Consider the following 24,455-nt stretch of genomic DNA (forward strand, 5'->3'; position numbering starts at 1 on the left):
CCCCGGGCCGCCCGCTCGCTTCTCTCCCGCGCTGGAGCGGCCCGGGTCAGGGGTGGCCCGAAGGGCCATCGGCGCCAGCCGACGCGGAACGCAGCGCAGCGGAGTGAAGCGCCCTTGAGGCGGGGTGCGGAGGCGCGAGACTGGCCAGGAAGCGGGCGGCCCAATAGCACCGCACGTCCCCTTTCGAGACAGCCCTTCGAGTGACAGTGATTGCTGTTAGAACAGATCCATATCGTCACGAGTGATCGTGTACGAGAAGCACGAGGGATCAGGGGAGCAGTCGTGGCAGAACACAGGGGCCGGTCGAAGCCGATCGCAGGTGTCTACGAGAAGCTCATCACCCACGACCTGCACGATGAGTTGGAGCGATTCACGGCTGCAGGCTGGAAGGCAATCGACGCTGAGGTCACACCGGAGTCCGCCCCCCACGTTCTGGCACGCCACATCGGTGAAGCCGTCAGTCAGCGGCTGAGCGAGCTCCCACCCGAAGACCGCGTGACGGTCGCGAACCGCATCCTCTCGGCCCTTGCTGCCAGTGCGCCCGACCCCAGCGCAGCCAAAGCCGAATGCACGGGGACAATCGTCGAGGGTCCTCGGCAGCTTCTGGCGCTCGCTCAGCAAGAGGCTCCAGGCGTCTACGCCCTACGCCCCCTGACTCCCTTGTCCGAGACATCGCTCATCACAAACTCGCCCGAAGACCTGAGTCTTGGCTCCGAGCTGAGGGCAGAACTCGCTACAGCAGACCGCATCGACCTGCTCTGCGCGTTCGTGAAGTGGTACGGCATTCGTGTCCTGGAAAACGCGTTGCGCGCCGCGAAGGAGCGAGGTGTGCCGATCCGTGTCATCACAACCACCTACATCGGCGCCACTGACCGTAACGCCCTCGACCGCCTCGTCCGTGACTTCGGCGCCACCGTCAAGGTCAACTACGAGATTCGATCCACTCGACTGCACGCCAAGGCTTGGCTTTTCCGACGACACACAGGCTTTGACACCGCATACGTCGGCAGCTCGAACCTGTCGAAAGCTGCGCTCCTCGACGGCTTGGAGTGGAATGTCCGCCTGTCCTCCATCGCCACACCGGCAGTACTCAACAAATTCGAGGCGACCTTCGACGCGTACTGGAACGACTCCGCGTTCGAGACGTACGACCCCGATCACCACGCCGACCGCCTCGATCAAGCCCTAACCCAGGCAAGCGGCACCACCTCTACCACTGACTTGAAGATCAATCTATCTGGGTTGGAGGTACGTCCCTTCCCCTATCAGCAGGACATGCTGGAACGCCTGCGGGTAGAGCGCGAGCTCCGCGGACGCAACCGCAACCTGCTGGTCGCAGCCACCGGTACGGGCAAGACCGTCATGGCCGCCCTGGACTACCGTAGCCTCGCCAAGAGCTTCAGTAACCGCCGGCCAAATCTGCTGTTCGTCGCTCACCGCAAGGAGATTCTCAAGCAGTCACTGCGTACGTACCGCGAGGTGCTGGACGACGCCTCTTTCGGCGAGTTGCTCTACAGCGGTGAGGACCCGCACGCATGGGACCACGTCTTTGCCAGCGTCCAGTCACTGAACATCAAGCGGCTTGAAGAGCTGGCTCCGGACCACTTCGACATCATCGTCATCGACGAGTTCCATCACGCCACGGCCAGCACGTATCGCCGAGTCATCAACCACTTCAAGCCCAAGGAGCTTCTAGGCCTGACCGCGACTCCCGAGCGGATGGACGGGCTCAACGTGCAGGATGAGTTCTTCGGGGGCCGCATCGCCGCCGAGATGCGACTCTGGGAGGCACTCGAAAACGACCTGCTATGTCCCTTCCACTACTTCGGCATTCCCGATGGCACGGACCTCACCAACCTCACCTGGCAGAGGGGTACCTACGCGGACCAGGAACTCGGCAACCTCTACACGGGCAACCAGGCGCGTGCCCGCATCGTCGTTAAGCAGATCCGAGACAAGGTCTCACAGCCCGGAGCCATGCGTGCGTTGGGCTTCTGTGTGGACAAGAAGCATGCACACTTCATGGCCGACTTCTTCCAAAAGGCAGGCTTCCAAGCAACCGCACTCACCAGTGACTCACCTGCCGCGGTACGAGCTCAAGCCCTCGCTGACCTGCGGGAGGGGAAGTTGCAAGTCATCTTCTCCGTGGACTTGTTCAACGAAGGTCTCGACATTCCTGATGTCGACACACTCCTCCTCCTTCGCCCCACCAACAGCGCCACGGTCTTCCTCCAGCAATTGGGTCGTGGACTACGCCGTACTGAGACGAAACCCGTGCTCACAGTCCTCGACTTCATCGGACAGCATCGGGCAGAGTTCCGGTTCGAAGAGCAGTTCCGAGCTCTGACGAACCTCTCCAGGAACCGGCTCGTCGATCACATCGAGCACGACTTTCCGCTCCTGCCGTCCGGATGCCAGATCATCCTGGAGGGCAAGGCCAAGAACCTGGTGCTCAACAACATCCGCACCCAGCTGAGCGCTACCGTCAAGACCTTGGTCAACGAAGTCAGGGCTTATGACACGCCGCAATTGGCGGACTACCTGCGGGAGAGCCGCAGGGAGATCAAAGAGCTGTACAAGAGCGACAACTCCTGGACGTCTGTTCTCCGCCGAGCCGGCCTGATCAAAGCTGCTGCTCCGGCTGGCGAAGCGGCACTCCTCAAGCGCGTCCACGCTTTCCTCCATGTCGATGATCCTGACCGAGCCAACGCGTACCTCCGTCTCCTCACCGACGACGTACCTCCCTACGAGGAGCTGGCTCCCAAGGACCAGGCCTACGCGCGGATGTTGTTCTTCAACCTGTGGGACAACGCGGGCGGATTCACCAGCTTCCAGCAGGGCCTCGACGCACTCCGCAGCCAGCCAGACTTCCGCAATGAGCTCCGTCAGGTCCTGTCCTACGTCATCGAGCAGGCGGACCACTTCCCAATCCCCCTGTCGGGCAACCACGACCAGGTCCCGCTACAGGTCCACTGTTCCTATAACCGCTCCGAGATCCTGACTGCCCTGGGCGTAGCACGCTTCGGCGGCCAGATGCCCCGATCCTTCGCACAGGGCGTCCAGTGGGTCGAGGACCTCCAGACAGACGCCCTCCTGATCACCTTGGAGAAGAACGAGAAGGACTTCTCCCCCACCGTCCGATACAGGGACTACGCCCTGAGCCCGACCCTCTTCCACTGGGAGTCCCAGAACTCCACGGCCGAAAGCTCCCCAACAGGACTGCGCTATCAGCACCACGCCCAACGAGGCAGCCATGTCCTGCTCTTCATGCGCCGGTACAAGAACACCGACATCGGTAAGTCTCAGCCGTGGATGCTTCTCGGACCAGCCACCTACGAAGGCCACACGGGCAGCAAGCCGATGGCGATCACGTGGCGTCTGGAGCATGCGCTGCCAGCTGACGTCTGGTCGTACGCAGCCATCAACGCAAGCTAGTTGACCACCTTCGATGTCAGAGTGATCAGCTAACGTCAGAGTATGGACTTAGCTTCGATCAAGCCCGGGCTGATGACCACGCGCGCTGCGATGAAGGAACTGTTTGGCGGAGGGACGCAAGGAGGGATCATTCCCTCCGATACCACCCCAAACATCCTCATCTACGTAGATCACGACAGCGGCAAGAAGTACGGCTATGAGGACGGCTGGCTAGAGGAAGAGGACGAGCACGGTCCGGTGTTCGAGTACACCGGCCAGGGCACACGTGGAGAGCAAACGTTTCTGGGACGGAACGGCTCCCGCAACGCTGCCGTCCTGTACCACGCCGACTCGCGAAGGTCTCTCCGTGTCTTCATGGCAGCGGGCAAGGTGCCTGGCTCAAAGTCCGCTGCCAAGCGCCAACGATACATTGGCGAGTTTGAATTGGACTCACAGCAGCCGTACACCGTGCGTGAGGCGAATGACGAGAAGGGGGAGCGGCGTCGCATTATAGTCTTCCGCCTCCGCCCTAAGGGAGACTTTGAGCGCCTAGCCCAGGACGTCATCTCTCGCGCGAGAGAAACCGACACCCAAAAGGTTTCCGCCAAGGTAGTCACATGCAAAATGGTGGAGCCGAAGAGGAATCGAGTGTCAGAAAGCCGGCGGGCTGCTCAACCCAGCCTCATAGCCGACCTGCGCCAATCTGCGTTGCGGGAGCAATACCTCGAGGATCTCACCAAGCGTGAACATGAAGTCTTCGCGTGCCAAATAAAGATCTTAGGCACGACCAGCACCCTCAAGACCGATCTATACGACGCCACCACGCATGAACTGTATGCCATTAGGGGCGCCAGCAGTCGCGACGAAGTACATGTCGCCTTAGGTCAACTGCAGGATTTTGCACGGCACATCGAGCCGCGCGACCCGAAACTGACCGTACTGCTCCCGGAGAAGCCACAGGATGACTTGCTGAATCTTCTCCACACACAGGGAATCGACCTCGTCTACCAGGATGCCAATGGCTACACGAGATGTGCGGCCAAGTAGCAGCACCCGGCACACCTCCTTGGAGCACCCATGGCAGAGTCAGCAGAGCATGTTTTCCTCTCAGACACCGCCCTCCAGATCATGGAGAGCGCTTCGAAATCGAGACTGTTTGGCTATACAGAGGGCCAGCGCAAGCGGTTTGACTTCTCCTGCGACCTGAAGAAGGACTGGTCAAAGGTAGTTTCAGGGCAAACCCTTTGGAAGCACGGCGGAGACGGTATCGACAAGGATCTCAGAACACTCCTCCACGAGGAGGACATCGCGGCGGCTGTATACATCGCTCGCCACGAAAGCCGCAACCGTTCTCGCCTTGCCGAGGTTACCCAGGATTATCTCCGAACCATGCCCGGAAGTCTGTCTCGGCTGCGGGTCTTCTGGGTACCGACGGACTTCGACGCGGACGACGCAAAGTCCCGTCAGACTGTTCGCAACATCTTGAGGGAGGAGATCACCAAGGATCTCCTTCTCCAAGTAGCCCTAGGGGGCCTTACTTCAACGGATGTGGCCCGATTCGCGTCCTCAAGACGCCCCGGCCTCCCCCTCGCGATTATGTCGCATGTCAAGAAGCGGGGTTATCGAAACCATCGACACACAGCCAAGGAGCTAGGCACCAACCTAAACGCTCTCCAATTCGAAACAGAACGGCTCTCCATAATAGGATTCCTGAAGAGCGACAGCCCACAAGGAGGCCTATATAGCATAACAGACAGTGGAAATGCGATGCTCGATATCTGTTCACGCCTACGCGACTACCTCCACGGAAGCCTCGGCCACGAAAACAAGAACGCGGAATTCGAGCACATATGCAAACTGCTGGGCATCGATTACCCGTCGATACTCAAAACAGAGCCCCTACTGATCGGTGACTATCGCCGCAACATAACGGACCCCACAGCGCTGCTTTTGCAGCACGTGGCCCAAGCGGACGCAGACGGTTCCGTCGAGTGGCCCGAACCCTACTTCAACATCCCCTCGACCTCCGAAACCTCCGCTGCGAACGGAGCCTGAACCCAGCCGAGCCGTTTGCCGCCCTTTGGACCGTCTCCGATGAGCGTCGTCGTCACCTACCCACACGGGTGGCGCCCGCGATCCACGCGCTCGCATCAGGCAGCCTCCGACTCAGCCTCGTAGTGCATCTGAGCACGATCGAGAATGTCGTCCGGATCATGGCCACGGGCGCTGGTCCAGTGGAGCAGATCAGCGATCAGCTCGACCGCTGACTCAACAAGGCTCACCTCTCGGCCTCGCCCGTGCTGGCTGAGCCCGCGCACAGCACCCTCGTAGCTCTCGAGTGCTTCCACAGCCCGCTCGATACGGCGGCAGCTACTCCCGCTGTCAAGGGGAATCTCGCACCAGACGGCCTTACCTGCCGCGGTCACAACGGTGCCCCAGTCCACTGCCATCGCTGCGAGCAGATGCAGGCCACGACCGCACTCGTCACCGCATCCCGCCTCCCTGACGACAGGGATGACGGGACTCTTGTCGTGGACTTCAAGGCGTAGGCGCTCCGCCTTCACCTCAAGGATCAGCGTCGCCGACGCCCCTTCACCAACGTGCTTGACGACATTGGTGGCCAGTTCAGCAACAAGGAGTTCTGCTTCGTCGACGGCGACCGGCATCCCCCACCGGCTGAGCTGCTGAACGGCTGCTCTTCTCAGCAGGCGCACTTCCGCCGGCGCTGCTTCGAAGGGCAGTACGCAGCGCAGTCGCGACTCCGTGAACTCGCAGTCAGGCATGACCAGTCCTCCCTCCCTAGCCACGCAGCACGCTTGATCCCGCCGTATCCGTACGGCTGCGCTGCGTAGCGGCCCGGAAAGAGCATGGCACAGAGAAATCTCGCTATGTAACTACTCATGAGAATCTATCGGGTGAACCTGGTGGTGAGCCCGCTTCACCGCTGCCTAGCCTGATGGGCGTCCTCCGGGCTGAGGCCCGGCACATGGTGAAGGAGCCCCATGCCCGAACGGAGCACGACACGACGCCGCCAACTGGGCGCCACCATGCGCAAGTTGCGCTCCCGCACGGGAATGACGCTTGAGGAAGCCGGGCGCCTGGTCGGCGTATCGAAAGCGACCGTCAGCCGGTACGAGACCACGGCCGGACCGGTCAAGTGGATCGTCGTCGATGCGCTCTGCCGGGAGTACGGAGCAACGGACGCTGAGCGGCGCGCAGTTGTCAACCTCGCCAAGAACGCCAAGGAGCAGGGCTGGTGGAGCTCTTTCGCCGACTCCATCCCCGAGAGCATGAACCTGCTGCTCACCCTTGAGGACGAAGCAGTACGTGAGAACCACTTCTGCTGCGTCTACGTCCCTGGTCTCCTCCAGACGCGCGACTACAGCACAGCGCTCCAGAGGGCCAACGAAGTGCCCTTGGAGTCGGCAGAGGTCGAGCGGCTCGTCGACATCCGCATGAAGCGGCAGAAGATCCTCACCCGCCCGAAGCCCTTGCACCTGTGGGCGATCCTCGATGAATCGGTGGTCCGCCGCGTGGTCGGCTCGCCGGCGGTCATGAAGGAGCAGCTCGACCGGCTCCTCGAAGCCAACGAGTCACCGCACATCACTCTCCAGGTGCTGCCGTTCTCCAAAGGGGCGCACGCCGCTGCCCTGGGCAGCTTCGTCATCATCGGCGGCCCTGAACCGGCCCTCGACGTCGTGTACGTCGACTTCCACACAGGCTCCCTCTTCCTGGAGAAGGAAGAGGAACTGGAGCGGTACAGACTTGCGTTCGAGTACCTGCGCGCACAAGCGTTGGACATGGAGGCTTCCTCCGCCCTGATCCATCGCGCCCGCAAGGAGCTCTGAATGCCCGCCAGCCCCCAGACCGCCTCCGAGCCGAGGTGGTTCAAGTCGTCGTACAGCGGCGGCAACACCACCGAGTGTCTGGAGTGCGCATACGTCGCTCACGGCGCGCTCATACGCGACTCCAAACACCACCAACAGGGGCCCATCGTTTCCATCGGTCGCGAGGCGTGGTGTCGCTTCGTTGGCGCATTGAGTAGCGCCCCGGATCAGGCTGGCGCCGCGACACTGTAGAAAACTTGGCAAGGACCGCAGGCCAACGCTGGATCCTCGCTGACGGTCACCTTCCGCCTCCACGGCTACGGTCATGCGCATGGCGCTCTGGCCGCGTCGGTCGGGCTCTGCCTCCCAGGCATGATGCTGCTCACGACTCAAGCTCGGCCTGGAAGCCGTAGGGCAACACCTTGAGCCGGATCAGCCGATGATCGAGTGCCGGGTCGCCGAGCCTCGTTCACCGATGAGCGGCCAGCACTGCCGCGAGGCCCTCTTGCAGATCTTTGACGAAATACTCGGGAACCTCCAGCGACGGGAAGTGTCCCCCGATTTCGGGCGACCTCCATCGGACGATTTGCCGGTACCGCTCCTGTGCCCAGGGGCGCGGACACTTCTCGATGTCGCGGGGATACATAGTGAGTGCTGACGGGACGTTGACCCGAAGTTCGGGGTCGAGCGAGTTGTGGCTTTCGTAGTAGATGCGGGCCGCCGAGGCGCCGGTCCGCGTCAGCCAATACAGGGTGACGTCGTCAAGCACCCTGTCTATGGAAATCGTCTCGAACGGGCTGTCTTCGGTGTCTGACCACTCGGCGAACTTGTCAAGGATCCAGGCGAGAAGCCCGACCGGTGAGTCGACGAGCGAGTAGCCGATGGTCTGCGGTCGGGTCGCCTGCTGCTTCGCGTACGCCGCGCGGTGGCGCCAGAAATCGCGGGTTTCCTCGGTCCATTCGCGCTCGACCGCCGTCAGCCCGTCCGTTGTCAACCCGGGCGGCGCCTCCGCGAACGTTGTGTGGATGCCGAGAACGTGCGCCGGGAACCTGCCGCCGAGGACTGTAGTGATCACACCTCCCCAGTCGCCGCCGTGGGCTGCGAACTTGCTGTAGCCGAGCCTTCCCATCAGTTCCACCCACGCGGCCGCGATCTTTTCGGTCCCCCACCCGGTGGCGGCCGGCTTGTCGCTGTAACCAAAGCCCGGTAGCGATGGAACCACGACGTGGAACGCGGGCGCGTCTGCATCTTTCGGATCTGCCAGCTCGTCCACTACATCGATGAACCGAGCAATGCTGTCCGGCCAGCCGTGCGTCAAGATCAGAGGAGTGGCATCTGCGCGCGCGGATCGGCGGTGCAGGAAGTGGATTCCCAGATCATCAATGGTCGTGCGGAACTGGCCGATCCGGTTGAGGCGCTCTTCGAACGACCGCCAGTTGTACCCGGTGCGCCAGTAGTTCACGACATCGACGAGGTCGGCGAGAGGAACGCCCTGTTCCCATCGGCGAGGGTCGGGCGCGGCGCGATGGACCGTCTCGGCCTCCGGTAGTCGCGCCGCGGCCAGTCGCGCGCGCAGATCGTCGAGGTCAGCTTCAGGTGCGTGGGCTTCAAATGCTTGCACGTCGCTGGTTGGACGGGGCATGAGACCTCCTGGCCGTCGTGGAACCGGCTACGATCCATCGCGAACCGGCTAAGACGGTTCTAACAGTTCTCCGAGCCACGCCGCAACCGGCTAAGGTGGTTCCATGTGTGCTGCCTTCCCTGACTTCCGCCTCGGTAACGTGCTGGCGACCAGCTTCACGGGGACTCTGTCGGAGCGTCATGGCAACGCTGTGGAGCGCATTCCCACGCCGCAGCGACTCATCGACTGGCTGGCGGTGAACGGTCTCGCCGTGGACTCCTGCACCACTGCCCAGCTCGACCTCGCTCGGGAACTGAGGGAGTCGATTCACGCCGCCGCGACAGCGGCCGCGATCCAGGACGCTCTCCCTGCGCCTGCTGTCCACGTCATCAATGACCGCAGCGCTCAGGGTCGGGCCGCGGCGATCCTGACGCCCGAGGGTGAGCGGCGATGGCGGCTCAGCTCGGCTTCCTGCGTGGAAGATGCCCTCAGCGTGATCGCCGCCGACGCGATCAGCATCATCGCGGGCGAACGAGACGGAAAATTGGCCTTGTGCGCATCACCAACCTGCCGAGCCGCCTTCTTCGACACCAGCCAAAGTCGCACCCGCAAATGGTGTGACATGAACACGTGTGGGAATCGTCAGAAGAAGGCGCGCTTCAAGGCCAACCAGCGCCAAAACCCCAGATCAACGGGGTGATCGTTACCTCGGTGTGGGCGGGTAGGCGTGGAGGCCTTCCAGAATGCGCGCCGCGTCCGGTGGGGTCGGTACGACACCCGGGAGTGGGGTCATCACCCAATGCGCTTTCTCCCAGGTGATGGTCTCGGTGACGCGGACGGGGCGGTTCTTCGGGCCTGCGGTGCCGGCTATGTCCACTTTCCATACGCCCGCGAACTCCGAGGTGCGCGTCCACCGGACGTCCCAGCCCTGTCCGCCGTACGCCTTGATCCGGGCGCGGGCGTCCTTGGAGCCCTGAGGGTGGGCGTCGAGCAGCCCGGCCAGTCCGTCCTCGTCCGATGTGTTGAGGAACCGCACGTAGTCGCGCAGGAAACGGTCCTGGTCCGCCAGGTCGGGTTTCGCGGACGCGGAGTCGTCCCCGCCGCCGCAGGCGGTGAGCAGTACCGCGCAGAGCACCGCGATGAGCAGCCCGAGGCGACGCCGCCATGAATGGTGGGTGAGGCAGGGCACCAGCGAGCGACCGACGTCAGGACGTTGAGAACTTGGCAACGTATGCGTCGAAGGGCTCGATGCCGACCTCCGCGCGGAGTTCGTCCATGCGCTCGGGTTCTTCGCAGGGCCACGGGACCGGTGCCCCGTCCTTCACGCCGGCGATCTGTGTGCCGTAGAGCTGTTTGCGGCCTTCGTTGACCAGCGTGCGGTCGCGGAGGAAGGCCAGTTCACGGGGGCTGGCCGAGCCTGCCGACACCGCCTGCCGCATGAGGTGGAGGGCGCGGCGCTGGACGTCGAGCTGCCGGTCGGCGTGCTGGGCGATCAGCCACGCTGCGCGGGCGGCCTCCTCGCCGACCAGTTCCGCCGTCGGCCAGCCGTGTTCGTCCATGATCTCGCTGAGCCGGTCACCGTGCCGTGCGGTCAGCCGGCGCCATGCCAGCTGCTCGGCGGGGTCATCGCTGTTCGCGTGGACCGAGGACTGGTGATCGGCCGCAGCCATGGCCGTGAGTTCCTCCGCCAGCGCGGCAACGTCGTGCGCCACTCTCAACTCCCGGTTCTGGTAGGTGTGTTGTGCCCGTTCCCCCGCAAGCCTAGGGGTGCATATCGGGTATAAAGATCATTCTGGAGAACGGTGACAGGCACCTCCATGGACCGCGATAATGGATTTACCCCCGGAGCCAGAGCGTCCCGGCGTCAGTTCTCCACCCGGTCCAGTTCTCCCCGTTCGATGCAGAACTCGTTGCCCTCGGGGTCGGCCATGACGACCCAGCCTCTGCCGTTGGGGAGGGTGCGGTCGGTGAGGATGCGGGCGCCGAGGGCCACGGCGCGTTCGACCTCCTCGGAGCGGGTGCGGCCTGTGGGCTGGAGGTCGAAGTGGATGCGGTTCTTGGTCGCCTTGCCTTCCTCGACGCTGACGAAGAGGAGGCCGGGGGCGCCGTCCGGGAACTCGATCAGCACCTCGGGGTCGCCGGGCTTGTCCTCGTCGGAGATCGGGTGGCCGAGCAACTCGGCCCAGAAACAGGCCAGTTCGTAGGGATCTCCCGTGCAGTCGAAGGTGATGTGACGGATAGCGGGGTTCAACGGTCGTCTCCCTCGGGCGGATTGGGCGCGGCGGTGCGCCACCGCAGGGTGGGCGGGGAGAGGGGGCCCTGTCGAACTATTTTCCGTCGTCGGGGAGGTTTCCGTTGCCGCCCAGGTTGGCGACGATCCGGCGCAGGACGTTGATCGTCACGACGAAATCGGCGGGTGCGACGCCCTGGTGGGCTCGGTCGTGGACGTGGAGGTTGCGTTCCCGGGCGCGGAGGCGGCCGGCCTCGCCCTCCTCGGTCAGGGTCATGGCGCCCGTCGCGTCCTCCGTGAGCCAGCCCCGGGCGATCAGGTCGTCGTAGACCTCGTCGAAGTCGGTGTTCAGGTCGTCGTAGGGGGTCAGGCGGTCGGTCAGGGTCGCGCGGGTCCATGAGCCGGGGGCGCCGGCGGCGTGATTGAGGGTCCACCAGTGGGGCTGGGTGAGGCCCTCCACCGCCAGTTGGGCCCGGAGGGCTCCCACCACCAGGCGGTAGGCCTGGCCCGTCCATGCGCCGATCGGCTGGGCGGCCAGCTCGTCGTGCGTGTACTCCTTGAGGTCCTTCATGTGCGTGCTCACGCGCACCCCTCCCGTGGTTGCCTGGACACGATCAACGTAGGACCTCGACCTTGGTTGAGGTCAAGGGTCAGCTGTTGAAGGTCCTGATCGCCTCGTAGAGGCGGTCCGGCTGGTCCAGGTGGACGTCGTGGGCCGCGTCGGGGATGCGGGTGAGCCGGGTGTGCGGGCGGTGGGTGAGCATCGTGGCCGGTTCGTCGGGGCGCATGGTGCCGTGTTCGCCCTGGATGAGGAGGGTGGGGCAGGTGATGCGGGACCACTCGGTCCAGTAGGCCGTGGTGGCCAGTTCGGCGACCGTGTCGATGATCGTGGTGCGGTCCCACGCCGGATACCAGCCGTCTTCTCGTTTCTCCAGGCTCCTCGTCCAGGCCTCGTGCCCCAGGAAGGCCGTCGCCTCGTCGAGGGACGTGAAGGGGGTCGGCCAGCTGTCCAGCCAGGTCGCGATCTGCGCGGGGAGGTCGGGGGCCGGGCCCGCCGGGCCCGCTTCGACGAGGATCAGGGACTTCACGAGGTGGGGGTGTGCCGCGGCCAGCAGCATGGCCGTGTGGCCGCCCAGGGACTGGCCCAGCAGCGTCACGGGAGCCAGGCCGAGTTCCTCGATCAGGGCTACGGCGTCCCGGACATGGGCCGCGCGGGTCGTGGTCGCCGGGGTGCGGGTGCTGGCGCCGTGGCCCCGGGCGTCGTACGTCACCACGCGGTGGCCGTCGGCCGACAGCTGCGCGGCGAGGGCGTCCCACTCGCCCTGGTGGCCTGCCAGGCCGTGCAGGAGGAGGAACGTGGCCGCGGGTTCCCCGGCGGGGTGGTGGTCCCGGTGGGCGAGGTGCGTGCCGTCGGGGGTGGTGAGGGTCGCGGACCTCGTACGGGTCAAGTGGCGGCTCCTGTCGGTGCTTGGCCGTCTGCTCGGCGGCCATCTGCTCGACGACCATCTGCCCGACGGCCACCTCCCGTTCGTCCAGGAGGAGGTGGCCGTCGTACGCGGTTCAGGAGCCTACGACGCCGGGCTCAGGTCCGCACGGCCGAACAGGAGGGCGTAGCCGGCGGGGAGCTGGGCCAGGACGCGGGTCACCAGGTCGTCGCCGACCAGGGGCGGCAGCACGCTCAGGACCGAGCTGACGTCCCAGCGCGCCGTGGCGGGGGTCGCTCCCTCGATACGGGCCGCGACGGAGTCGACGAACTCCGCGGCGGTCAGCCGGCGCGTGACCGGGATCTGGGAGGCGACCACCCGGGCGGCCTCTTCGGGCAGGGCACGGGCGAGGTCGACCCGTTCGTCGCCGATCACATGACCGCCGAGGGCGGACAGGACGATACGGGTGACCCGTTCCGCCTCCGACCTGGTGGGGTACTGGCCCGACTCCCGCACCGCTTCGATCAGCCGGGCCCAGGCGTTGTCGTCGTCCCGGGCGTGCTGCTCGCGCGCCGGGGCGGGAATCACGGTCTTCGGGGTCGTGAGAGCAGTCGTCACACTTGGCACCGTCGTCACGCTCATGTACGGGTCTTCCTCCGGATCCGGTCCTGCGTGGCGCCGCCGGACTCGGACTCCGGCGTCGCGGGGGCGGGGTGGGGGCTGTCCCGCGGGTGGGACGTCCTCGGGACAGCCCTCGTGAGTGCGTGGGTACGTGAGTGCCGTGCCGTCAGCCGCTGAGCTGCCTGGGCTTGTCGCCGCCCGTGATCTGGATGCGGCGCGGCTTGGCCTGCTCGGCCACCGGGATGCGCAGCGTCAGGACGCCGGCCTCGTACGAGGCGTCGATGCGCTCCGTGTCCAGCGTGTCGCCGAGGAAGAGCTGGCGGGTGAAGCTGCCGGCGGGACGCTCGGCGACGAGCAGCTCCGCGCCCTCGGGGGCGGGGGACCTGCGTTCGGCTCGGACGTTCAGGACGTTGCGTTCGACGTCCAGCTCGATCGTCTCGGGGTCGATGCCGGGGAGGTCGAAGTGGACGAAGAAGTCGTCCCCGGAGCGGTAGGCATCCATCGCCATCGCCGACGGGCGGGTGGCGGGGCCGAAGACCTGCTGGGTGAGCCGGTCGAGTTCACGGAAGGGGTCCGTGCGCATGAGCATCACTGGTCACTCCTCTCTCCAGGCGCTGTCGGTGCGATGCCCTACGTTCTTCGCCTTCTTATATAACTCGGAGCCGGAAACTTGACAAGCCTCGACTCAGGTTGGACGGCCTTGGGTGACACGCCTTCGTTCGCCCCCGGTGCTTGTGCCCCCGACCTGGAGAGTTAGCCTCGGAGATCGCTGACCGGGCAGGAGCAGGAGGCAGGTATGGCGAAGGTTCCCAGTGCGGTGATCGCCGCGAGCGGGCTCGTGGGCGGATACGGCGTGGCGCGCTGGACCAGGCAGCGGCCGCTCGGCGGGGTCGTGCTCGCCGTCGCCGGGGCCGCGGCCGCGCGGCAGTGGCGGCAGCAGGCCGGTGGGGTGGCCGCGGGGGCGTTGTCGGCCGCGTATGTCGCCGCCTTCGCCGGGTCCCATCCGCTGGCGAAGAAGGTGGGTGCCTGGCCTGCCGTGTTCGGGGTGGCGGGGGCCGTGGGGCTGACGTCGTGGGTGGTCGCCGACCGGCGCGGTTGAGCCGGGATGGGCGGTTGCGTCCGGCTGAACGGTTGCGTCCGGCTGCGCGGTTGAGCGCCGGGCCGCGCTCCGGGCCTTCGGCCTCCGGGGCGGGTCGCGCGCACGGCAAAGAACCCCGGCCCTGAAACTCAGGGCCGGGGTTCTTGTCTGGAGCGCCGGGCAGGCCTTGCACCTGCATCTCCCCGCAGGAAGCGGGACGTCTTTCCTTGGACCACCAACGCATCGTCCGTCTACCGGAGTCCGGCGACCGGATGCAGATCAACTATAGCGCAGTTTTTGTTATCGCCTTCGCCGTCCGGCCGTCTCCTCAACGTCCCCCGCAGGAACGCGACTTACGACGTTGAGGTACGACAGCGTGACACGACAGATCAGCCGCCGGAGCATGTTGAAGGCCGCGGGCGCGGCAGCCGGAGCCGCCGGTGTCGGCGTGGGCGCCGGCGCCGGTACGACCGCGCTGGCCGTCCCGGCCTCCGCCGCCGACTCCCCCTTCGCTCACCCCGGGCTGCTGCACACCCGTAGCGACCTGGACCGTATGGCGGCCAAGGTGAAGGCGGGCGCGAGACCCTATACGGCCGGGTTCGCCAAGCTCACCGCCAACCGGCACGCGCAGAGCGGCTGGCGGGCCAATCCGCAGGCCACGGTGTACCGGGGGGCGGGTGCGCCCCAGAACTACGCGGTCCTCTACAACGACATCCACGCCGCGTACCAGAACGCCCTGCGGTACCACGTCAGCGGCGAGACCGCGCACGCCGACACCGCGGTGGCGATCCTCAACGCCTGGTCGGGGAAGCTGACGTCGGTCCAGGGCTCCGCGGACCGGTTCCTGGCCGCCGGGCTGTACGGCTACCAGTTCGCCAACGCCGCCGAACTCGTACGCGACCACGGTGACTTCGCGCTCGGGCGGGCGCAGGAGCTGATGCGGAACGTCTTCCATCCGCTCAGCGACAGTTTCCTCGAGCATCACAACAACGCCGTCGTCACCAACTACTGGCCGAACTGGGACCTGACGGCCATCGCCTGTGTGCTCGCCACCGGCATCTTCTGCGACGACCGTGCCGTGGTCGACCGGGCTGTCGAGTACTTCAAGCACGGGGACGGCATGGGGTCCGTCAAGCACGCCATTCCCGTCGTGCACGACGACGGGCTCGCCGAGTGGGTCGAGGCCGGGCGGGACCAGGGGCACGCGCTGCTCGGCGTCGGACTGATGGGCACCGTGTGCGAGATGGCGTGGAACCAGGGGATCGATCTGTACGGGTACGACGACAGCCGGTTCCTCAAGGGGGCGCAGTACGTGGCGAAGTGGAGTCTGGGCGGGGAGGTGGCGTATACGGCCAATACGCGGAGGAAGGGGGCGATCGGGGGGTGGTCGGGGAGTGAGACCGCGACCGGGGCCGCGGGTGTTGATCCGGCCATGACCCGTCCGATCTGGGCGATGATCGCGAACCACTACACCAAGCGGCGGGGGCTGTCGGCGTCGTATGTGACGCGTGCGGCGGCCAAGGCCGCACCGGAGGGTGGGGGTGGGGACTATGGGCCCAACAGTGGGGGTTACGACCAGCTTGGTTTCGGGACTCTGGCCTTCACTCGGGATCGGGTGGAGGGGGCGGCTGGCGGGGCGCCGAGTGCGGGTCCGTCCGGGGCTGCCTCGGGTGGGGGTGCGCGGCCACAGGGGGCCGTGAGCGCCTCGGCTTCACCCGCCGGGAATCGTGACCTGGCTGCTACGGGAGCCGAGGATCTGGTCGGCTGGGCCGCCGCGGCGGGGGTTTCCGCTGTCGCGAGTGGGTTGCTGTTGCTGCGGCGGCGGGGTGGGGCCGCCGAGTAGCGTCCGGCACGTCGCGAAGGTGTTGTACGTGTGCCCCGGGCGCGGGTCGGGTCGCTCGCCCGCGCCGGCGGGGTGCCGCTCTCTGTGGGACGGGCGCCGCCCCACGCGGCACGACTGCCCGCAGCCAGGTCGGCTGCGGGCAGTGCGCGGGGCGGAGTGCGCCCCTACGTCGTCGCCGTCCTCGACCCCGTCGCGCCCGAGCCGGAGCCGGAGGCGTACGCGCCGTCTTCCTTGCCTCGACCCGTCGGCCCCGTCTGATCCTCCGCCGCCGTGAGCGGCGTGGCGATGTCCTCCAGGGAACGCCGTTCCGCTCGCACCGCGAGGATCGCCGCTGCCAGGCCCGCCAGGCACATCAGCGCCGCGCCGATCTGGAAGGCGAGGACCGTGTCGCCGACCTTGCCCGTGCCGGTGAGGTCGGCGAAGAGGAGCGGGCCGCTGATGCCGCCGGCCGCCGTGCCGATGGCGTAGAAGAAGGCGATGGACATGGCGCGGGTCTCCATCGGGAAGACCTCGGAGACCGTCAGGTAGGCGCTGGACGCGCCCGCCGAGGCGAAGAACAGCACCACGCACCAGCAGGCCGTCAGCGTGCTCGCGCTCAGGGAGCCCTGGTCGAAGAGCCAGGCCGTGCCGAAGAGGAACAGGCCGGACAGCAGGTAGGTGCCGGAGATCATCACCCGGCGGCCCACCGTGTCGAAGAGCTTGCCGAGCAGCAGCGGGCCGAAGAAGTTGCCGAGTGCGATGACCGCGAAGTAGTAGCCGGTGCTGCCGCTCGGGACGTCGTAGAACGTCGTCAGGATCGCGCCGAAGCCGAAAGTGATGGCGTTGTAGAGGAAGGCCTGGCCGATGAAGAGGGAGAAGCCGAGGATGGCGCGGCGGCGGTAGTCGGAGAAGACCGTGCGGCCGATTTCCAGGAAGGAGACGCTGCGGCGCTGGTGGATGGTGATCTCGCCCTCCGGGCGCGGCAGCGGTTCGCCCTTCTCCTGCTCGACCTCGCGCTCGATCGAGGAGACGATGCGTTCCGCCTCGTCGTCGCGGCCGTGGATCAGCAGCCAGCGGGGGCTCTCCGGGACGTGCCGGCGGACCAGGAGGATCACCAGGGCCAGGACCGCGCCGAGCGCGAAGGTGAGGCGCCAGCCGACGTTCGCGGCGAAGATGTCCGTGTCCAGCGCGACGATCGACAGGAGGGAGCCGCCGACCGCGCCCAGCCAGAAGCTGCCGTTGATCATCAGGTCGACGCGGCCGCGGTACTCCTTGGGGATCAGTTCGTCGATCGCGGAGTTGATCGCCGCGTACTCGCCGCCGATGCCGAAGCCGGTGAGGAAGCGGAAGAGGAAGAACCACCAGGTGTCGAAGGCGATCGCGGTCAGGGCGGTGGCGCCGAGGTAGACCGCCAGCGTGATCATGAAGAGTTTTTTGCGGCCCCACTTGTCGGTCAGGCGGCCCCAGAAGAGCGCGCCCGAGCAGGCTCCCGCCACGTACAGGGCGGCCGCGAGGCCGGTGACCTCGCCGGAGGTGATGGGCAGGCCGCTGCCGGGCTCCGACAGGCGGCTGGCGATGTTGCCGACGACGGTGACTTCGAGGCCGTCGAGGATCCACACGGTGCCGAGTCCGAAGACGATCGTCCAGTGCCAGCGTGACCACGGGAGGCGGTCGAGGCGGGCGGGTATGTCGGTGGTCACGGTTCGGCCGGTCCCGGCTTGTGCGGTGGTCATGGGCTCCCTCCCCATCGAGAAGAACCCGGTTCGAGTGCCCGGAGCGGATCCGCTTACGCCCTGACACCTGACGCCACCGGCGTGTCACCTCCCACGCTCACGCCCCCAGCGCGTGCGACACCGTGTAGATCAGCAGGCCGGCCAGCGAGCCGACCACCGTGCCGTTGATCCGGATGAACTGCAGGTCGCGGCCGATGTTCGCCTCGATCTTCCTCGTGGTGTGCTCGGCGTCCCAGCTCGCCACCGTGTCCGTGATGAGGGAGGTGATCTCCTTGCGGTAGGTGGTGACGACGTACACGGCCGCGTCCTCCACCCACTTGTCGACCTTGTCCTGCACCTTGCGCTCGGCCGCCATCCGGGAGCCCAGCGACAGCAGGGAGGCCCGTACGCGCAGCCGCAGCTCGCTGCGCTCGTCCTCCGCAGCCGCGACGATCATGGATCGTACGGCCGTCCAGGCGCTGGCGATGAGGTCCTGGACCTCGCCGCGGCCCAGCACCTCGCCCTTGAGCCGCTCGATGCGGGCGCGGGTGTCGGTGTCGGACTGGAGGTCGGAGGCGAAGTCGGTGAGGAAGCGGTCGAGGGCGCCGCGGGCGGGATGGGCGGGCATGTCGCGCATCTCGGTGGCGAAGCGCAGCAGTTCCTTGTAGACGCGCTCGCCGACCTTGCGGTCGACGAAGCGCGGCGTCCAGCCGGGGGCGCCGCCTTCCACGGCGTCCATGACCTCGTCGCGGTGCAGCACCAGCCAGTCGTGCGCGCGGGTGACGACCAGGTCGACGACCCGTTTGTGGCCGCCGTCGGCGACGACCTTCTCCAGCATCTTGCCGATGCCGGGCCCGATCTCCTGGGCGCCTGCGCGGCGCGTGATCGCCTCGCCGACCACGGCCTGGACGTCGGAGTCGCGCAGGACGGTCAGGGCGCCGCGCAGGGCGGTGGACAGCTCCGCGGTGACGCGGTCGGCGTGCTCGGGGACGGCGAGCCAGGCGCCGAGGCGGCTGCCGATGCCGACGGCGCGCAGCCGCTGCCGCACGACGTCCTCGGAGAGGAAGTTCTCCCCGACGAACTCACCGAGGGAGACGCCGAGCTGGTCCTTCTTGGTGGGGATGATCGCGGTGTGCGGGATGGGGATGCCGAGGGGGTGGCGGAAGAGTGCGGTGACGGCGAACCAGTCGGCGAGCGCGCCGACCATGCCCGCCTCGGAGGCCGCGGCGACATAACCCGCCCAGGGCCCGGCGCCGGAGTTCTGGGCCCACTTGGCGAGGACGTAGACCACGGCCACGAACAGCAGGAGCCCGGTGGCGGTGAGTTTCATGCGGCGAACGCCGCGCTGTTTCTCCTCGTCCGCCGGGCTGAAGGCCGTCATCGCACGGTTCGTGATGGCGCCCGGGCGGGCATGCTGCCCCCGGACACCGACCTTTTCTTCCACTTTCGTACGTTCCATCCGCTCCACCCGCTTGGTGATCCCGCACACATTGTCCCTTCCTGACCGACTCTTGGAACGGATCAGGAGTTCCCGGCGTCTGTCGGGAGGGGGTAATGCCATGGGGGGTCCTGTGAGCTTCCCCCTGTCCATGACGCATCATGGGCACATCAGATCGGAGCCTGGGGCTCCCATCGCCCGAGGAGAACTACACAGCATGACCCGGGGTCGTGACGGGGGTGTGGGGGTTTCCCCCACCAAATACCGTGCCCTTCTGGCCGGGCTGGTCGCAGCCATCGTGGCCCTTTCCACCGCCGTATACGTCGGAGTGGCGTCCGACGACGGCACACACAGCCGGAACGCCATCGCCAACAGCCGTCTTCCGAACAACTCGGCCGCCCCCGCCTCCACCGGCACCTGGGTCGGCACCTGGTCCACCTCCCCGGCCGCGGCCGAGCCCGGTACGGAGACGACCGGCATGGCGGACCGTTCGGTGCGCAACGTCGTCCACACCAGCGTCGGCGGTACGAGTGCCCGCGTGACGCTGTCCAATCTGTACGGCCAGTCGCCGCTGAGCATCACGCAGGCCTCGGTCGCGGTCGCCGCCGGCAGCGGTACGCCCGCGGCGCTCTCGGACACGATGCGGCAGGTGACCTTCAACGGCGGCCCGACGGTCGTCATCCCGCCCGGCCGGCAGGTGATGAGCGACGCCGTGCGCATCGTCATCCCGCCCGACGCGGACGTCCTGATCACCACGTACACGCCGACCAGCTCCGGCCCGGTGACGTACCACCCTCGCGCCCGGCAGATCTCCTACGTCGCCCAGGGCGACCACGTGGCGGACGCGACGGGCGCGCCGTACACCGAGCAGAGCATGTACTGGCGTTACCTGACCGCGCTGGACGTGCTGAGCAACGAGTCCGAGGGGACGGTCGTCGTCCTCGGCGACTCGCTCACCGACGGGATCACCTCCACCGTCGGCGCCAACAACAGGTGGACCGACGTCCTGTCCGACAGGCTACGCGCGGAGATCGCCGCCGGGCGGGACCTGCCCCGCTACAGCGTCGTCAACCAGGGCATCAGCGGGAACCGGGTCCTCACGGACGGGCTGGGCCGGCCGGCGGACAACCCCAGCGGGCTGAACCGCTTCGCGCGGGACGTGCTGGAGCGGACGAACGTCAAGGTCGTCGTCATCGACCTCGGGGTCAACGACATCCTGCGCAATCCGCGGCTCGCCGATCCGGAGGCGATTCTCGGCGGGTTGCGCACGATGGTCGGGCAGGCGCATGCGCGGGGGCTGAAGGTCGTGGGGGCGACGCTGATGCCGTTCGGTGGGCACCGGGGGTACTCGGACGGGCGGGAGACTGTGCGGCAGCAGATCAACGCGGAGATCCGGGCGGGGCGGGTCTTCGACGCGGTGGCCGACTTCGACAAGGCGCTGCGTGATCCTTATGACCCGCGGCGGCTGCGCGCCGACTACGACTCCGGTGATCATCTGCATCCCAGTGACAAGGGGTATGCGCGGATGGCGGAGGCCTTTGATCTGGAGAGCCTGAAGGGGTCGGCGCCGGCGGAGCTGTAGAGCGGCCTGTTGTTCGGCACTGACATCGGTGCCGGGGCGGGGCGGCTAGCCGTCCAGCTGGCGGCGTTCCTCGCGGAGCCGCCGCTTCTCCGCACGGGTCAGCTTTCGCTGGACTCCGACGCCGCCCCAGAGAGCGAAGCCGGTGATGATGACGCGGGGGGCGCCGGGGACGCCGGGGACGCCCTCCTCCTGGTGGTCGAAGCCGCCCATGACGCCGATGCCGCGGACGACGACCTCGACGCCGGGCGGGACGATGACGTCGATCCCGCCCATGATCGCGATCGCGTTGATCTCGACCTCGCGGTCCGCGAAGGTCGCCTCGCGCAGGTCGATCTCCCCGCCGCCGCACAGGGCGAGGCAGGTGAACCGCCGGGGCATCGTCCAGTGCCCCTTGCGCTGGAAGCCAGCCATCACGGCGACGGCCCACGTCGAGGATCCCTCACCGCCGACGATCCGCCCGGACCAGTCCGGGCCGGCGGCGCCCTCCTTGGTCAGTGACACGGAGGGCGCCGTGACGCCCGCGGCCGGCAGGTCCCGGGTGATCGGCGCCAGTTCGCCGTACGTCCGCGCCTGGTACGTCGCGTCCAGCCGCTCCTCGAACTCCGCCATGTCGAGACGGCCCTCCGCGAGGGCGTCCCGCAGGATCTCGGCGACCCGTTCACGGTCGGCGTCGGAGGCGCGGAGGTCCGGGACTGAGTCGTCGGTCATACACAGCAGGTTACGAGTTCACCCCGCCGGGGGCTACGAGACCGCCCGCTCGGCCTGTTCCGGCGGGGGTTTGGGGGTGTCCCCCAATGAATGCAGCATCTTCGCGATCACCGCCTCGATGTCCGGCTCCCGCACCGACAGGTCCACCAGCGGGTACTCCGCCGCGATCCGCGCGACGAGCGGCGCCGCCGACTCCGCCGCCGGGAACGCCAGCCACTGCCGCGGACCGTCCACCCGGACGACCCGGGCGGGTGCCGGGGCGTCGATCGGCGGCAGTTCCCGCTCCAGGTCCACCACCAGGGTCCGCTCGCTCTCCCCCGCCTCGTGCAGCCCGGCGAGCGGGCCGTCGTACATCAGGCGCCCGTGGTCGATGACCATCACCCGCTTGCACAACTGCTCGATGTCCTGGAGGTCGTGCGTGGTCAGCAGCACCGTCGTGCCGCGCTCGGCGTTCAACTCGCGCAGGAACTCCCGCACCTTGGACTTGGACACGACGTCGAGGCCGATGGTCGGCTCGTCGAGGTACAGCACCTCCGGGTCGTGCAGCAGGGCCGCCGCGATGTCGCCGCGCATGCGCTGCCCGAGAGAGAGCTGCCGTACCGGCACGTCCAGGAGGTCGTCCAAACCGAGGAGTTCGACCAGACGGTCGAGGTTCTCGCGGTAACGGGCGTCCGGGATCCGGTACATGCGGTGCATCAGCCGGTACGAGTCGACCAGCGGAAGGTCCCACCACAGCGTCGTACGCTGCCCGAACACCACGCCGATGCGGTGCGCCAGCCGCGTGCGGTCGCGGGAGGGGTCGATGCCGGCGACCCGGAGCCGGCCGGCGCTCGGGGTGAGGATGCCGGTCAGCATCTTGATCGTGGTCGACTTGCCGGCGCCGTTCGGGCCGATGTAGCCGACCATCTCGCCGCGTTCCACGCGGAAGGAGATCGAGTCGACGGCCCGGACCTGCCGCCGTTCCCGTTTCATGAAGCCGGTCTTCTTGCGCACGTCGAAGACCTTCTCGACGCCGTCGAGTTCGATGAACCCGCCGTCCGCCCCGTCCGGCCCCCTGTCCGCCCCGTCGTCCACCCCGGCCGGCCCGCTGTCCACCCCGGTCATCTCAACTCCCTGTACTGCGGTAGGAACGAAGCCCCACGCGCCACGCCATCCCCGCCAGCGCGCAGCAGGCCACCGCCACCAACGGCGACGCGAAGGACGCCCACCGGGGCAGGTCGAGCGGGTACGGCCGGCCCAGCACGTAGGCGGCGGGGACCCAGTTGACGAAGGCGAGCGGCAGCATGAAGGTCACGCCGCGCACCAGGTCCTTGCCGAACACGGTCGGCGGATACTGGAGCAGCGTGGTCCCGCCGTACGTGAACGCGTTCTGCACCTCGGCGGCGTCCTGGGCGAAGATCTGGAAGGCCGCGCCCGCCACGAACACCGCCGAGAAGATCGCCGCGCCGCTGACCACCATCACCGGCACCAGCAGCGCCTTCGGCGCACTCCAGTCGACGTCGACCGAGACCAGTGCCCAGCCCAGGACCACCGACCCCTGGGTGATCCGGCCCAGGCGGCGCAGCGCGAAGCGGTCGGCGCCGACCTGGGCGAGCACCGGCGCGGGACGCACGAGCAGGATGTCGAACGAGCCGTCGCGCATCCGGGCGCCCAGGACGTCCATCGAGCCCAGCACCAGGTCGGCGATCCCGAACGCCGTCACCGACAGCCCGTACAGGAAGGCGATCTCGGGCAGCGACCAGCCGCCCAGCGAGTCGACCTGCGAGAACATCAGCAGGATCCCCACGAAGTCCAGGCCGGTCACCATCAGGTTGCCGAACACCGTGACGACGAAGGAGGTGCGGTAGGTCATGCTGGACCGCACCCACATCCCGGCGATCAGCCGGTAGGCCCGCAGCCCCTCCAGCAGGACGCTCCGCTCACCCACCCTGCACCACCACCCGCCGCGTCGCGGCCGACTGCAACAGCCGCCCCGCCGCCAGCAGCGCCACCGCCCACGCCGCCTGGAAGACGAACGCCCCGAGCGGGTCGGTCTCCCCCATCAGCACGTCCGCAGGCATCTGGATCTGCGCCGCCCACGGCAGCACGCGCACGATGTCGCCGAACACGCCCGGGAAGGCGTTCAGCGGCAGCACCATGCCCGAGAAGAAGATCCCCGTGATCATCACGACCTGGTTGACGCCCATGCCGTCCATGAGCCAGAACACACTCAGGGCCGCCAGGTAGCGGATCGCGAAGCTGACGACCGTCGCCAGCAGGAGCGCGACCACGAAGGCCGCCCAGGGGGTGACCGACGTCGGCAGCGCCATGGGAAAGAAGACCGCGCCGAACGCGAACGGGATGACGCCGCGGCCCAGCATCTGGAACAGCGCCCGCCCCACGTCGCCCGCCAGCCACCACAGCTGGAGATCGGCCGGCCGGTACAGGTCGACGGCGATCTCGCCGGTGCGGATCCGCTCCATCAGGTCCTTCTCGGCGCCGCCGCCCTGGATGGCCAGCGTCGCGTAGAGGCACTGTCCCAGCCACACATACGTCACGGCCTGCGCCTGGTCGTACCCTCCGAGATGCGGTCTCTCGTCCCACAGCGCCAGGTACGTGTAGACGAGGATGAGGCCGAAGACCGTGTTGGTGAACACCCCGGCCACCGTGGCCGCCCGATACGTCGCGTACCGCCGGAAGCTCCCCGCCGCGACGGTCGCGTACAACCGTCCCGAGCCCACATCCACAGCCCTCCTCGCCGCCCGGCACCGAAGCGCAGGAGCCTAGTGGACCGGCGATCACGCGTGCCACGGGTTTTCCCGCACCCGGGAAACGCCGTGGGGCGCCGCACGGGGAGTTCACGCACGGCCCAGACGGTACGATCCAGTCCGTCCGCGTGGGCCGAGGCGCCCGTGGCCAGGGCGAGCAGTGTGGCGGCGGTGCCGGCCAGGGTGGAGCGTGCGAGCAGTCGCGCCGTCGGCCGTGTCGCCACTTCAGGC

Annotated in this window: 24 protein-coding genes; 9 read left to right on the top strand and 15 right to left on the bottom strand. The window is 67.3% G+C overall.

The genetic code is table 11. The features are described 5' to 3' along the window. Nucleotides 1-282: 282 nt before the first annotated feature. From HDA41_RS14710 to HDA41_RS14720, 3 genes are read left to right on the top strand one after another with little or no spacing between them, the layout of a single operon-like run. A complete protein-coding gene (locus HDA41_RS14710) occupies nt 283-3,435 on the top strand; it encodes a DEAD/DEAH box helicase (protein WP_184984158.1) in 3,153 nt (1,050 codons plus the stop codon). A gap of 42 nt (nt 3,436-3,477) precedes the next feature. Beyond that, complete coding sequence (locus HDA41_RS14715) at nt 3,478-4,461, top strand: SRA domain-containing endonuclease (protein WP_184984159.1); 984 nt, start codon at nt 3,478-3,480, stop codon at nt 4,459-4,461. Between the two features lie 30 nt (nt 4,462-4,491). Further along, nucleotides 4,492-5,469 (top strand): hypothetical protein, encoded by a 978-nt coding sequence (locus tag HDA41_RS14720; protein ID WP_184984160.1) that lies wholly within the window; start codon nt 4,492-4,494, stop codon nt 5,467-5,469. Between the two features lie 95 nt (nt 5,470-5,564). Here the strand turns inward: HDA41_RS14720 and HDA41_RS14725 are convergent, their stop codons facing one another. Beyond that, complete coding sequence (locus HDA41_RS14725; RefSeq protein WP_184984161.1) at nt 5,565-6,197, bottom strand: ATP-binding protein; 633 nt, start codon at nt 6,195-6,197, stop codon at nt 5,565-5,567. 219 nt (nt 6,198-6,416) lie between these two features. Here HDA41_RS14725 and HDA41_RS14730 point away from each other — a divergent pair, with 219 nt between their 5' ends. Both HDA41_RS14730 and HDA41_RS14735 read left to right on the top strand, forming a co-directional pair. Further along, nucleotides 6,417-7,262: a helix-turn-helix domain-containing protein gene (locus HDA41_RS14730; protein WP_184984162.1), complete on the top strand. Its 846-nt coding sequence runs from the start codon at nt 6,417-6,419 to the stop codon at nt 7,260-7,262. Further along, the gene (locus tag HDA41_RS14735; RefSeq protein ID WP_184984163.1) at nt 7,263-7,493 is read left to right on the top strand and encodes a DUF397 domain-containing protein; all 231 of its coding nucleotides are present in this window, start codon (nt 7,263-7,265) and stop codon (nt 7,491-7,493) included. 217 nt (nt 7,494-7,710) lie between these two features. Here HDA41_RS14735 and HDA41_RS14740 read toward each other — a convergent pair whose 3' ends face one another. Continuing rightward, the gene (locus HDA41_RS14740) at nt 7,711-8,883 is read right to left on the bottom strand and encodes an epoxide hydrolase family protein (protein WP_184984164.1); all 1,173 of its coding nucleotides are present in this window, start codon (nt 8,881-8,883) and stop codon (nt 7,711-7,713) included. A 103-nt stretch (nt 8,884-8,986) separates the two neighbouring features. On the opposite strand from HDA41_RS14740, the gene HDA41_RS14745 reads away from it, so the two are divergent. Next, nucleotides 8,987-9,562 carry a CGNR zinc finger domain-containing protein gene (locus tag HDA41_RS14745; RefSeq protein ID WP_184984166.1) on the top strand — a complete coding sequence of 192 codons (576 nt, stop codon included), beginning with the start codon at nt 8,987-8,989 and terminating at the stop codon, nt 9,560-9,562. A 3-nt stretch (nt 9,563-9,565) separates the two neighbouring features. On the opposite strand, the gene HDA41_RS14750 is transcribed toward HDA41_RS14745, so the two are convergent. The 7 genes from HDA41_RS14750 to HDA41_RS14780 form a co-directional block, all read right to left on the bottom strand. Next, nucleotides 9,566-10,051: a hypothetical protein gene (locus HDA41_RS14750; protein WP_184984168.1), complete on the bottom strand. Its 486-nt coding sequence runs from the start codon at nt 10,049-10,051 to the stop codon at nt 9,566-9,568. Nucleotides 10,052-10,067: 16 nt separating this feature from the next. Beyond that, the gene (locus HDA41_RS14755) at nt 10,068-10,574 is read right to left on the bottom strand and encodes a DUF6624 domain-containing protein (RefSeq protein ID WP_184984170.1); all 507 of its coding nucleotides are present in this window, start codon (nt 10,572-10,574) and stop codon (nt 10,068-10,070) included. Nucleotides 10,575-10,726: 152 nt separating this feature from the next. Next, a complete protein-coding gene (locus HDA41_RS14760; protein WP_184984172.1) occupies nt 10,727-11,113 on the bottom strand; it encodes a VOC family protein in 387 nt (128 codons plus the stop codon). A 76-nt stretch (nt 11,114-11,189) separates the two neighbouring features. After that, complete coding sequence (locus HDA41_RS14765; protein ID WP_184993400.1) at nt 11,190-11,663, bottom strand: winged helix DNA-binding protein; 474 nt, start codon at nt 11,661-11,663, stop codon at nt 11,190-11,192. A 79-nt stretch (nt 11,664-11,742) separates the two neighbouring features. Further along, a complete protein-coding gene (locus HDA41_RS14770; RefSeq protein ID WP_184984174.1) occupies nt 11,743-12,540 on the bottom strand; it encodes an alpha/beta fold hydrolase in 798 nt (265 codons plus the stop codon). Between the two features lie 120 nt (nt 12,541-12,660). Then, nucleotides 12,661-13,158, bottom strand: coding sequence for a DUF2267 domain-containing protein (locus tag HDA41_RS14775; RefSeq protein ID WP_184984175.1), 498 nt, complete (start codon nt 13,156-13,158; stop codon nt 12,661-12,663). A gap of 145 nt (nt 13,159-13,303) precedes the next feature. Then, complete coding sequence (locus tag HDA41_RS14780) at nt 13,304-13,726, bottom strand: Hsp20/alpha crystallin family protein (protein ID WP_184984177.1); 423 nt, start codon at nt 13,724-13,726, stop codon at nt 13,304-13,306. 207 nt (nt 13,727-13,933) lie between these two features. On the opposite strand from HDA41_RS14780, the gene HDA41_RS14785 reads away from it, so the two are divergent. Together HDA41_RS14785 and HDA41_RS14790 are read left to right on the top strand one after the other, a co-directional pair. Next, nucleotides 13,934-14,236 (top strand): hypothetical protein, encoded by a 303-nt coding sequence (locus HDA41_RS14785; protein WP_059421349.1) that lies wholly within the window; start codon nt 13,934-13,936, stop codon nt 14,234-14,236. Between the two features lie 382 nt (nt 14,237-14,618). Further along, on the top strand, nt 14,619-16,058 hold the full coding sequence (locus HDA41_RS14790) for an alginate lyase family protein (RefSeq protein WP_184993402.1): 1,440 nt from the start codon (nt 14,619-14,621) through the stop codon (nt 16,056-16,058). 164 nt (nt 16,059-16,222) lie between these two features. Here the strand turns inward: HDA41_RS14790 and HDA41_RS14795 are convergent, their stop codons facing one another. Together HDA41_RS14795 and HDA41_RS14800 are read right to left on the bottom strand one after the other, a co-directional pair. Further along, nucleotides 16,223-17,770, bottom strand: a complete 1,548-nt coding sequence (locus tag HDA41_RS14795) for an MFS transporter (protein WP_184984179.1) — start codon at nt 17,768-17,770, stop codon at nt 16,223-16,225. A gap of 97 nt (nt 17,771-17,867) precedes the next feature. After that, complete coding sequence (locus tag HDA41_RS14800; RefSeq protein ID WP_221511518.1) at nt 17,868-19,208, bottom strand: DUF445 domain-containing protein; 1,341 nt, start codon at nt 19,206-19,208, stop codon at nt 17,868-17,870. A 196-nt stretch (nt 19,209-19,404) separates the two neighbouring features. Between HDA41_RS14800 and HDA41_RS14805 the strand changes: the two genes are divergently transcribed. Then, entirely contained in the window at nt 19,405-20,769 is a 1,365-nt protein-coding gene (locus HDA41_RS14805; protein WP_184984183.1) for an SGNH/GDSL hydrolase family protein, read from the top strand. 45 nt (nt 20,770-20,814) lie between these two features. On the opposite strand, the gene HDA41_RS14810 is transcribed toward HDA41_RS14805, so the two are convergent. The 4 genes from HDA41_RS14810 to HDA41_RS14825 are packed head-to-tail and all read right to left on the bottom strand — an operon-like array spanning nt 20,815 to nt 24,197. Further along, the gene (locus HDA41_RS14810) at nt 20,815-21,477 is read right to left on the bottom strand and encodes a DUF1707 SHOCT-like domain-containing protein (RefSeq protein WP_184984184.1); all 663 of its coding nucleotides are present in this window, start codon (nt 21,475-21,477) and stop codon (nt 20,815-20,817) included. 33 nt (nt 21,478-21,510) lie between these two features. Next, nucleotides 21,511-22,581 carry an ABC transporter ATP-binding protein gene (locus HDA41_RS14815; protein WP_221511519.1) on the bottom strand — a complete coding sequence of 357 codons (1,071 nt, stop codon included), beginning with the start codon at nt 22,579-22,581 and terminating at the stop codon, nt 21,511-21,513. A 1-nt stretch (nt 22,582) separates the two neighbouring features. Next, nucleotides 22,583-23,404, bottom strand: a complete 822-nt coding sequence (locus tag HDA41_RS14820) for an ABC transporter permease (RefSeq protein ID WP_184984186.1) — start codon at nt 23,402-23,404, stop codon at nt 22,583-22,585. After that, complete coding sequence (locus HDA41_RS14825; RefSeq protein WP_184993406.1) at nt 23,397-24,197, bottom strand: ABC transporter permease; 801 nt, start codon at nt 24,195-24,197, stop codon at nt 23,397-23,399. The genes HDA41_RS14820 and HDA41_RS14825 overlap by 8 nt, the downstream gene beginning before the upstream one ends. Between the last annotated feature and the right edge of the window lie 258 nt (nt 24,198-24,455).

The organism is Streptomyces caelestis (assembly GCF_014205255.1).
Classification (GTDB): Bacteria; Actinomycetota; Actinomycetes; order Streptomycetales; family Streptomycetaceae; genus Streptomyces; species Streptomyces caelestis.

Bases quoted from the DNA above. Each gene is read 5' to 3' on its own strand.
- HDA41_RS14715 (WP_184984159.1), top strand. From the start codon at position 3,478: ATGGACTTAGCTTCGATCAAGCCCGGGCTGATGACCACGCGCGCTGCG.
- HDA41_RS14720 (WP_184984160.1), top strand. From the start codon at position 4,492: ATGGCAGAGTCAGCAGAGCATGTTTTCCTCTCAGACACCGCCCTCCAG.
- HDA41_RS14725 (WP_184984161.1), bottom strand. From the start codon at position 6,197: ATGCCTGACTGCGAGTTCACGGAGTCGCGACTGCGCTGCGTACTGCCC.
- HDA41_RS14730 (WP_184984162.1), top strand. From the start codon at position 6,417: ATGCCCGAACGGAGCACGACACGACGCCGCCAACTGGGCGCCACCATG.
- HDA41_RS14735 (WP_184984163.1), top strand. From the start codon at position 7,263: ATGCCCGCCAGCCCCCAGACCGCCTCCGAGCCGAGGTGGTTCAAGTCG.
- HDA41_RS14740 (WP_184984164.1), bottom strand. From the start codon at position 8,883: ATGCCCCGTCCAACCAGCGACGTGCAAGCATTTGAAGCCCACGCACCT.
- HDA41_RS14745 (WP_184984166.1), top strand. From the start codon at position 8,987: ATGTGTGCTGCCTTCCCTGACTTCCGCCTCGGTAACGTGCTGGCGACC.
- HDA41_RS14765 (WP_184993400.1), bottom strand. From the start codon at position 11,663: ATGAAGGACCTCAAGGAGTACACGCACGACGAGCTGGCCGCCCAGCCG.
- HDA41_RS14775 (WP_184984175.1), bottom strand. From the start codon at position 13,158: ATGAGCGTGACGACGGTGCCAAGTGTGACGACTGCTCTCACGACCCCG.
- HDA41_RS14780 (WP_184984177.1), bottom strand. From the start codon at position 13,726: ATGCTCATGCGCACGGACCCCTTCCGTGAACTCGACCGGCTCACCCAG.
- HDA41_RS14785 (WP_059421349.1), top strand. From the start codon at position 13,934: ATGGCGAAGGTTCCCAGTGCGGTGATCGCCGCGAGCGGGCTCGTGGGC.
- HDA41_RS14790 (WP_184993402.1), top strand. From the start codon at position 14,619: ATGTTGAAGGCCGCGGGCGCGGCAGCCGGAGCCGCCGGTGTCGGCGTG.
- HDA41_RS14795 (WP_184984179.1), bottom strand. From the start codon at position 17,770: ATGACCACCGCACAAGCCGGGACCGGCCGAACCGTGACCACCGACATA.
- HDA41_RS14800 (WP_221511518.1), bottom strand. From the start codon at position 19,208: ATGGAACGTACGAAAGTGGAAGAAAAGGTCGGTGTCCGGGGGCAGCAT.
- HDA41_RS14805 (WP_184984183.1), top strand. From the start codon at position 19,405: ATGACCCGGGGTCGTGACGGGGGTGTGGGGGTTTCCCCCACCAAATAC.
- HDA41_RS14810 (WP_184984184.1), bottom strand. From the start codon at position 21,477: ATGACCGACGACTCAGTCCCGGACCTCCGCGCCTCCGACGCCGACCGT.
- HDA41_RS14815 (WP_221511519.1), bottom strand. From the start codon at position 22,581: ATGACCGGGGTGGACAGCGGGCCGGCCGGGGTGGACGACGGGGCGGAC.